Annotated in this window: 7 protein-coding genes; 6 read left to right on the top strand and 1 reads right to left on the bottom strand. The window is 48.6% G+C overall.

The window, feature by feature from the left end; genetic code table 11:
* Positions 1-601: 601 nt before the first annotated feature.
* The 6 genes from WCO51_06720 (at position 602) to WCO51_06695 (ending at position 7,164) form a co-directional block, all read left to right on the top strand.
* The gene (locus tag WCO51_06720; GenBank protein ID MEI6512954.1) at positions 602-2,098 is read left to right on the top strand and encodes a hypothetical protein; all 1,497 of its coding nucleotides are present in this window, start codon (positions 602-604) and stop codon (positions 2,096-2,098) included.
* Between the two features lie 180 nt (positions 2,099-2,278).
* Positions 2,279-2,761 (top strand): transcription elongation factor GreA, encoded by a 483-nt coding sequence (gene greA / locus WCO51_06715; protein MEI6512953.1) that lies wholly within the window; start codon positions 2,279-2,281, stop codon positions 2,759-2,761.
* 5 nt (positions 2,762-2,766) lie between these two features.
* Complete coding sequence (lysS, locus tag WCO51_06710; protein ID MEI6512952.1) at positions 2,767-4,278, top strand: lysine--tRNA ligase; 1,512 nt, start codon at positions 2,767-2,769, stop codon at positions 4,276-4,278.
* Between the two features lie 275 nt (positions 4,279-4,553).
* Entirely contained in the window at positions 4,554-5,702 is a 1,149-nt protein-coding gene (galK, locus tag WCO51_06705) for a galactokinase (GenBank protein MEI6512951.1), read from the top strand.
* Positions 5,703-5,770: 68 nt separating this feature from the next.
* Positions 5,771-6,508: a glycosyltransferase family 2 protein gene (locus WCO51_06700; GenBank protein ID MEI6512950.1), complete on the top strand. Its 738-nt coding sequence runs from the start codon at positions 5,771-5,773 to the stop codon at positions 6,506-6,508.
* Between the two features lie 380 nt (positions 6,509-6,888).
* Positions 6,889-7,164, top strand: coding sequence for a response regulator transcription factor (locus tag WCO51_06695; protein MEI6512949.1), 276 nt, complete (start codon positions 6,889-6,891; stop codon positions 7,162-7,164).
* Between the two features lie 184 nt (positions 7,165-7,348).
* Here WCO51_06695 and WCO51_06690 read toward each other — a convergent pair.
* Positions 7,349-8,431, bottom strand: a 1,083-nt coding sequence (locus tag WCO51_06690; GenBank protein ID MEI6512948.1) for a hypothetical protein, incomplete at its 5' end; no start/stop codon positions are given.

Raw genomic sequence — 8,431 nt, 5'->3', positions numbered from 1 at the left:
GGTGATGGACTTGTGTTCCAAAGGGATCGCCGGATGGTCCATGGATGAGCGGATGGAGAGCGATCTCGTTGCCAGAGCACTGAGGATAACTTATAAAAGAAGAAATCATGAGCTGATCTCGTACACCCTTCGAATCGGGGCAGTTAGTACGCAAGCCATGACTATCAGGAGCTGCTCAAAACCTACGGGATGCAGGGGAGCATGAGCCGAAATGGCGACTGTAGGGCAATGCCCCGATGGAAAACTTCTTTCACACGCTCAAGACCGAGCTCACACATCATGAGAAGTACCGCAGCCGTGAAGAGGCAAGAAAGAGTATCTTCGAGTATATCGAAATATTCTATAATCGGCAACGACTCCATTCAAGTTTGGGCTATAAAACCCCGGCGGAGTTCGAGCAAGAGTTTCAAAGTGCCGCGTATGCGGTATAGGTAACCACTGTCCGAAATATCAGGGCAAGATCGCCGAGGCGATTATCATCGCAAACGGAGTGTAATTTGCTACAGTTATGATCTATCTCGCTTTACTCAATTCACGTGTGCGGATGGTCCGCAATGCTTTAAAAGGAAGCGCCGCCAGGCAACGCTGGGGGTGGTTTGGCATGACTATCGCTTGGTCAGTGATAGCGATATGGGTCTCACTGGCGTTAGTAACCGAACTTAGAATGGCGCGCACTCCATATGAAATGCGACATGCCCTCGAAGCCTTATTTTTCTATGTAAGCGCTTTGATGCTCCTCAGCGCTGCCCCACTTACATTTGCAGCCATGTTTCAATCACAAGACTTAGGTTGGCTTCTGGCAACTCCAACATCGCCCCTGGCTATCTCATGCCTTAAAGTCGTTGACGGGATGATTGGAAGCAGCAGGGTTTTCTTGCCAATATGTCTACCTGCCTACGGAGCTACTTGCTGGGCGCTTCATCTAACCCCATTAGGATGGTTATTTGCGCTCCTTTTATGGGCAGCGCTTGTGATCTTTATTGGATTAATGGTGGAATTTTTATTGCTTATGGTTGCGCGGAGCCTTTCGGTTACAAGGGTTCAGTCAACGATGGTAGCGCTTAACTTTATCCTGTGCGTCGGCTTAGTCCTGGTGATAACCCAAAACCCGGATGATAATATGGGACGAATACCCCTGATGAAAATGCCCGTGCCGGATTTTATTGTAACCGGATTTGCTGCTAAAGCAATGATGGATTGGGCAAATGGCGCGCAGGGATCGGGTTTTATGTATCTACTTTCTCTTAGTTGCTTATGCGCGCTTATCGCATTTGTGGTGGCACAACAGGGACGAAAAATCTATGCGGACGTTCGTCTTTCCGAAGCTGTGATGAAGGGGCCGCGGTTTGCCGTTAAACAAGGACGGAATTACGCCAATAGGTCATCCGGACTTCTTGCCGGAATTTCCCGCAAAGATCTTCGTTACTATTTTCGAGAGCCTCAATTGCTCTCCCAAGTAGCGGCTCCTCTATTGCTGATTATCATGCCATTCATGTTTGCCGCTCATACTCGTGATCAATGGGGTCTTGTGCAGATGGCGGCTATAACAATGGTAGGCACCACGCTCTACCTCCAAACGAGTATCCTGTCAATCTCATCAATAGGCCTTGAAGGGCGGAATTATTGGATGATAAAAGTCTCACCCGTTCCGCCTCTACACTTTCTTTTCGCCAAATGGCTATTCTGCGTTCGATTTACTACAACAACGATGCTCGCGCTGACAATTCTGATGTGGGTTCTATTCCAACTGCCTCTCTATTGGGTCACATTAATGCTGATTAGCGGCGCAATCGCGAGCATGACTTTATCCGGTCTAGGCATAGGCTTATCGGCGCTGTTCCCACGCTTTATCTATGACAATCCTGCGCAGCGAGTAAGTGTTTGGGCGATGCTATGGGGATTTGTTCTGTATATCACCTATATCATTACTATCGGAGTTGCGTTTTTTGCAACCTGGAAAGCCCTTAGCTTAGGCTCCAATACAACCTACACCTGGATTATCTTCGTATTTTATCTGACGCTTATCTCATTATGCTTTGGGTTAGTGCCGATGGTGCTGGGCGCCAAAAAGTTGGCCGGTCAAGATTTTGACAATTAAGTTAAATCTGAGTCTCAAGTTCTTAATAGCTTGTGCCGATTGACACTATATTAGCGTATGTGCTACATTGTTGCGTCCATAAATACCCGCAACCAAGCACTGGCCAGACCCGATATAGGGAATGCTGTTCAGTGCTTAATTACTAGGTATACCGCTGGAAATCACCAAGGAGATTCGGCAGTGAATGACGAAGAAACAATATTACTTACCGAAGTAGGCTATCGCAAGTTAGAAGCCGAACTACACGAGCTCAGCACAGTTCGTCGCCCTGAAGTAGCTGAGCAAATTCGTAACTCCAAGGAGCACGGAGAGTTTTCTGACGATAACTCCGAGTTCGAGAACGCCAAATTAGATCAGGCAATGGTAGAAGGTCGTATCAACGAGCTTCGCCAGATGCTTGCCTTGGCTACAATAGTTCACCCAGATGCTATTCCTACCGATTACGTCGGTATCGGCTCGATCGTCACGGTCAAAGACATCGATAACAACACAAGTTTCGACCTGGTTGTAGTTGGCCTCCTTGAAGCCGACCCGGACAACGACCGAATCTCTCACCAAGCGCCGGTGGGTGAAGCGCTCTTTGGGCGCGAAGTAGGCGAAATTGTCGAAGTAGTTGTACCGGCAGGCAAATTGAACTATCAAATTGAAGCAATTCGAAAGTAGACCCAATGACCGAGAGTAACGAGTACCGCGATATCCGGCTAAAGAAGCTGGAAGAACTAAAACGCCGCGGATGCGATCCTTTTCTTCAAGAACGCTTTGAACGCACTCACAGCTTGCATGAGGCGTTTGAGGCTTTTCCTGAGTGGGAGAATTCGCATCAAGAGGGCGATGAGCTTTTACGTGTGAAATTGGCGGGACGAATTATGGCTAAGCGTGAGATGGGCAAAGCCATGTTCCTCCAGCTTCAAGATCAGAGCGGAAGGTTGCAAATATACGTCCGCAAGGACGACCTCGGCGATGATGGCTTCGAGCAAGCAAAGCACTTCTGGGATCTCGGCGACTTTCTCGGCGTTTCCGGCTTTATGTTCCGAACGAGGACAGGGGAAATTAGTCTTCACGTTCAAACGGCAATACTATTATCGATTGCCCTACTTCCGTTGCCCGCAGGCAAAATGGATGCTGAGGGTGTCGTTCATCAAGGGCTAAGCGATGTCGAGCTTCGCTATCGTCTGCGATATGCCGATTTGAATGTCAATCCCACCTCCAGAGACGTCTTAGTTAATCGCTCACGCCTCATCTCGGCCGTCAGGCGCTTTCTTGATTCACGCAAATATATCGAGGTCGAAACCCCCGTTCTTCAAGCCATTGCCGGTGGAGCCGCAGCGCGTCCGTTCAAAACTCACCACAACGCGCTTGAAATGGACCTCAAGTTAAGAATTTCACTTGAACTGCCCCTTAAGCGATTGATCGTCGGTGGGCTTGAAAAAGTTTATGAAATTGGCCGTGTGTTCCGCAACGAAGGCATTTCAACCCGCCACAACCCTGAATTCACCTTGCTTGAACTTTACGAAGCGTACGCCGACCTTGATGGGATTATGGAATTGGTCGAAGACCTCTTCCGAACGGCGGCTATTGAAGTCTTGAGCACTACGGTAATTCAACGGGATGGAAAAGAAATCGACCTTGCCAAGCCCTGGCATCGACTAAGCTTGCTGGATGGCATCAAGCAGTATGCCGGAATAGAACCGAATGAATTCGACACACTCGCAAGCGCCAAAGCGGCCGGTACGCGTGTTGGATTGCCGATGGATGAGGAGCATACGGTTGGCGGCATTATCGAAAAGGTTCTCGAGCGTTTCGTACAACCTAACTTAATCGAGCCGACTTTCATCACCGACTTCCCCACCGAAACCTCGCCTCTTGCTAAAAAGCGCCCGGATAACCCCGCGCTTACAAGAAGGTTCGAAGCCTACGTTTTCTCCCAAGAGGTCGGGAATGCGTTCTCCGAACTCAACGATCCCATCGACCAACGCGAGCGCTTCGCCGCACAGGTGCAGATGCGCACAGCCGGTGACGAAGAAGCGCACCCCATGGACGAAGACTTCATCCGCGCCCTGGAATACGGCATGCCCCCAACCGGCGGCTTAGGCATCGGAATGGACCGACTCGCCATGATCTTCCTAGGCGCCGAATCAATCCGAGACGTCCTCTTCTTCCCCCTACTAAAGCCTGAGTAGTGCTTCGGAGAAGGTGATGGGTGACGGGTTCAGACCGTTCCCCTTTCCAAGGGGGACTATAGGAGGTCTCCGGATTGTTTCACTTTCTCTGATACGAACGGGTGTCCACATAAAGTCGCCCCTACGAAAGATTAGACGTCTCCCTGCGGGACATATTGAAGGCCGAATCCAGTAACACTCCAAACATACTTCTAAAGAACAGCTCTTCGAATGTTTGATTTCTTGCTTTTCCTCCTTGCCCAATTGGCGGGTATTATAGCTTGCGGAGGTTTGGGATGAACGTTGAGCAGTTATTTGAACAACATTTCGGAAAGAAACCGGAGATAGTCACCCGTGCGCCGGGGAGAGTCAACCTGATTGGCGAACACACGGATTATAACGAAGGTTTTGTACTTCCTGTGGCTATCGATAAAGAGATACGGCTTGCGGCTGCGACTAATAAGAGTGATAGCTGTCGCATCTATTCCGAAACTCTGGAACAGGAGGCTTCATTTAAATTTGGCGAAGACGCGCAGAAAGTCGAAGCGTGGCTAAGGCCGATCGCGGGGATGGCATGGGCGATTAGTGAGCATACAAGCCAAAGCCTTCCTGGAGTCGATATAGTCATTACTAGCAACTTGCCAATCGGCGCCGGATTAAGCTCCTCGGCAGCAATCGAAATGGCGCCTGGAGTTATGTGGAATACACTTGGAGGCTTAGAAATACCTCCGACTCAACTTGCTCTACTCGGTCAGAAATGCGAGAACGAGTTCATGGGACTTCGCTCTGGCATTATGGATCAAATGACCTCGATGTTAGGCCAAGAAGATGCTGCCCTCTTTATCGACACACGCGATCTGAGCACCCAGATCATCCCAATCCCACCCGACCTCACAATATTAGTGCTCGACACAGGGAAATCGCGTAAGCTGGCCAGCTCTAAGTACAATGAAAGACGCTCTGAATGCGAACAGGCCATTAAAGAAATCCAACAACTGTTCCCCAATATCACCAGTCTCCGTGATGTCACCTCAGAGATGCTCGATCAAGTTTACGGAATTATGACCGATATTTCCAAACGCCGCGCTCGGCATGTGGTTCATGAAAATGAACGTGTGAAGCGCATGTTGACATCGTTATGCATCGACAATCGCCAAGCGGTTCATGCCCTGATGGCGGCATCTCACGAATCATTGCGTTTCGATTATGAAGTGAGTTCAGATGAACTTGATTTGATGGTCGACTCGGCTGACTTTACTCCCGGATGTGTTGGTGTTCGAATGACGGGAGCTGGTTTCGGAGGTGCCTGCGTTGCTCTCGTCGAAACTGCTCGTGTGAATGATTTTGCTCAGATTTGTGAAAGGACTTATAGTCAGAGAACGGATTATTCGCCTAAAATAACCGTCTGCAAAGCCGTAAAAGGCGCATCGGTCGTAAATTATTAAATACGCTCATACACAATTTTCTATATTCGAATGCGTATAATGTGTTGAGTAAAGCTCATGAGGAAAGAATGACCAATCCACGCCACGCCTACGAGCCGAATGAGACCAATCGGCTAACAAAGAAAGGGCTAATTTCTGTCATCGTTCCCGTTTTCAACGAAGAAAAGACGATCTCATCGGTTATTGAACGGCTTAAAGCCGTCAGCAACGCAGTGTTGGAGATAGTGGTAGTTGATGACGGCTCGAACGATAAAACATGGGAGGTCATACTAGCAATCGAAGGGATTGTGGCGCTACGTCATGATATAAATCAGGGCAAAGGAGTAGCCATACGGACAGCTTTACCTCATACGTCTGGCGAAGCGGTGATTATTCAAGACGCCGATCTGGAGTACTATCCGGAAGAAATACCACTTGTGGTATTTCCCATCCTCGATGGTAAAGCCGACGTTGTTTATGGCTCCAGATTTCTCCAAAGGCGTATGCCAAAAGGGATGCGCTGGCCTCACTGGCTAGCCAACCGTCTGCTTGCGAATGTTGCGGCAGTATTGTACTGGCAGAGAATATCGGATGTTTGCACTTGTTATAAAGCTTTCCGAGGCGACTTGATCCGTGAAATGCCATTAACATGCCGGCGTTTCGAGTTCTGCATGGAAGTCACTGCCAGGTTCCGCAAACGCGGAATGCATATTATGGAAGTCCCTATCAGTTATGAAGCTCGTTCAAAACAGGGCGGAAAGAAAATTGGCCTATCGGATGCTGTCATAATGATGTGGTCGCTAATAAAACACCGATTTGGCGATTAGATAAAGACTAGCAATAGTCGGCTGCCGAGAGAAACTCCTTTCAAGAATAGTTCTTTAAACAATGTAAATTAGTGGAACAAAGTTCTTGATAGCCCAGTATATATACTTGGAGGAGTTGAAGATTTATTTGGCTCTCTAAATGAAAGTATTTACATCCAAGTTGATAGATGCATAGCCCCATGTACACTTCGTAAATGAGATCGGATTGTACTGTGATTTGATGGACTGATAGGAATAACTCCCGGCCATTGAAAGCATAGTAAGGTTATCAATAGTAAGAAAACTGGTTATCCGTTAACTTTACTGTGTTAAAAGTTGCAGGGACTTATGGAACAACACTCTTCGGGCGGTACTATAAACAGAAGAGCGAGGGGTAGTTCATGGCTATGCCAACCACTAATCGAAGCGGGTCGCCAGAGCGACGCGCCCGGCTAACGAAACGGGAAATCGAAGTACTGAGCTTGATAGCTCAAGGTCTATCCAGCCGCGAGGTTGCGGTTGCCTTGTTTGTCAGCAAAAGAACGGTTGATTTCCATTTAGCAAATATCTACGACAAGTTGCAAGTGAACAATCGGGTTCAAGCGTTCCGTATGGCAACGCGTTTAGGGCTTATACCCTTTGAACCTCAGTTCAATCACAGCGGCGGCGAAGCGTAGACGTCAGCTGGATATTGTCGAACTGGTAGATGTGTCTTGGAAACAGAAGAATGACCGGTTCAATGAGCGAAGCCTTGATTATGTACCGGTACTTCCCCTGTAAAAGGGGACAATCTAAGCCAAGACATAGCACCTAAAATACAAGCAGGTCTTACCTTGAGGCGACCTGCTTGTTTCCTTTTTCCTACCAATTGACCCGAATAACCACGCCGGATGGGGTCATGGGCCAGTTGATTAAAAGGCTTCTTTTCTCACGAGTTGTTTGAATGGGAACCACGGTTCCATCCGGTGCGATGGCATCGGCATTAATTTCTCGACGACCAACCCAAAGACGCATCGCCCCTCGCGCCCCTGCCGGCCCCGTCACCATATAAGCAAGCTGTGACGATTCTTCATTTTGCATAATAATTTTAGCGTTTGTGAAAAGCAACGTCGGGACATTAGTCTCTATCTGCGAGCCGACGTCAAACCACAATCCAGCTTGATTTGGAGCAAGTTTCGGCGTCTGTTCCAAGGATAAGTTCGAATCAAACAAATTCACGTATGTGCCGGCAATCCCTGTAAGTCGGTAATTGCCATAACCAATCAAATATCGCCCGCGCCTAAGCAGAAACCTCGCTCGCTCTCGGAAGCGATTATTCGTGCGTTGATAAGTAAAAGCTGAAATCGCTCTGAAGAGCTTATCCCCCTCTTCGGTCCCAAGAAAATATCTTGGGGACACTCCCAAAAACACAACACCTCCACGCCCTACCGTTGAATAAAAGGCAGGCGCCCCATCCGCAGAAAGGGTTGTGTATAAAGGCAAAATTTGAGCCGGTGACTTAGAGGAAGTAGCTTTGACAGTAGTAAGCGCCTCATCGCCGTGTAAGTTCAATGGGGGAAGCCCTTTAGCAAACGGGCCTGGTACCGGTTGGAGTGAACGCCCAGGGAAAAGTGGTTGGTGCGCCGCTTCAACCAGGTACACCCCAGACACTTCGGTCACTAGCCGCACATTATGCCCTGCAGGGACTTTGAACGAATAAATCCAATGTCCATTCCCCTCTGCCGACCTCACCGATTCTCGCACTCGGCTGCCGACGTTTAAATAAAGAAATGGTTCTTCAATCGGAGCGCCCGGCAAAAAGGAAACAACCGTTCGGCCATCAACCTCTAAGCTCAAACGATGCATTTCTGGGCCAAGAGATGAATTAGGCAGTGGGCTGCTGAACTGCACGTAGACCAATCCATCAGCCCTTGCGACTTCAGTTAAATCAAAAGTGAATTGATG

It is taken from the genome of bacterium (genome assembly GCA_037131655.1).
GTDB lineage: Bacteria > Armatimonadota > Fimbriimonadia > Fimbriimonadales > JBAXQP01 > JBAXQP01.
This window is presented reverse-complemented; position numbering and strand designations above follow the sequence as displayed.

Coding starts and splice junctions, on each gene's coding strand:
- WCO51_06720 (MEI6512954.1), top strand. CDS start 602: ATGACTATCGCTTGGTCAGTGATAGCGATATGGGTCTCACTGGCGTTA.
- lysS (MEI6512952.1), top strand. CDS start 2,767: ATGACCGAGAGTAACGAGTACCGCGATATCCGGCTAAAGAAGCTGGAA.
- galK (MEI6512951.1), top strand. CDS start 4,554: ATGAACGTTGAGCAGTTATTTGAACAACATTTCGGAAAGAAACCGGAG.
- WCO51_06700 (MEI6512950.1), top strand. CDS start 5,771: ATGACCAATCCACGCCACGCCTACGAGCCGAATGAGACCAATCGGCTA.
- WCO51_06695 (MEI6512949.1), top strand. CDS start 6,889: ATGGCTATGCCAACCACTAATCGAAGCGGGTCGCCAGAGCGACGCGCC.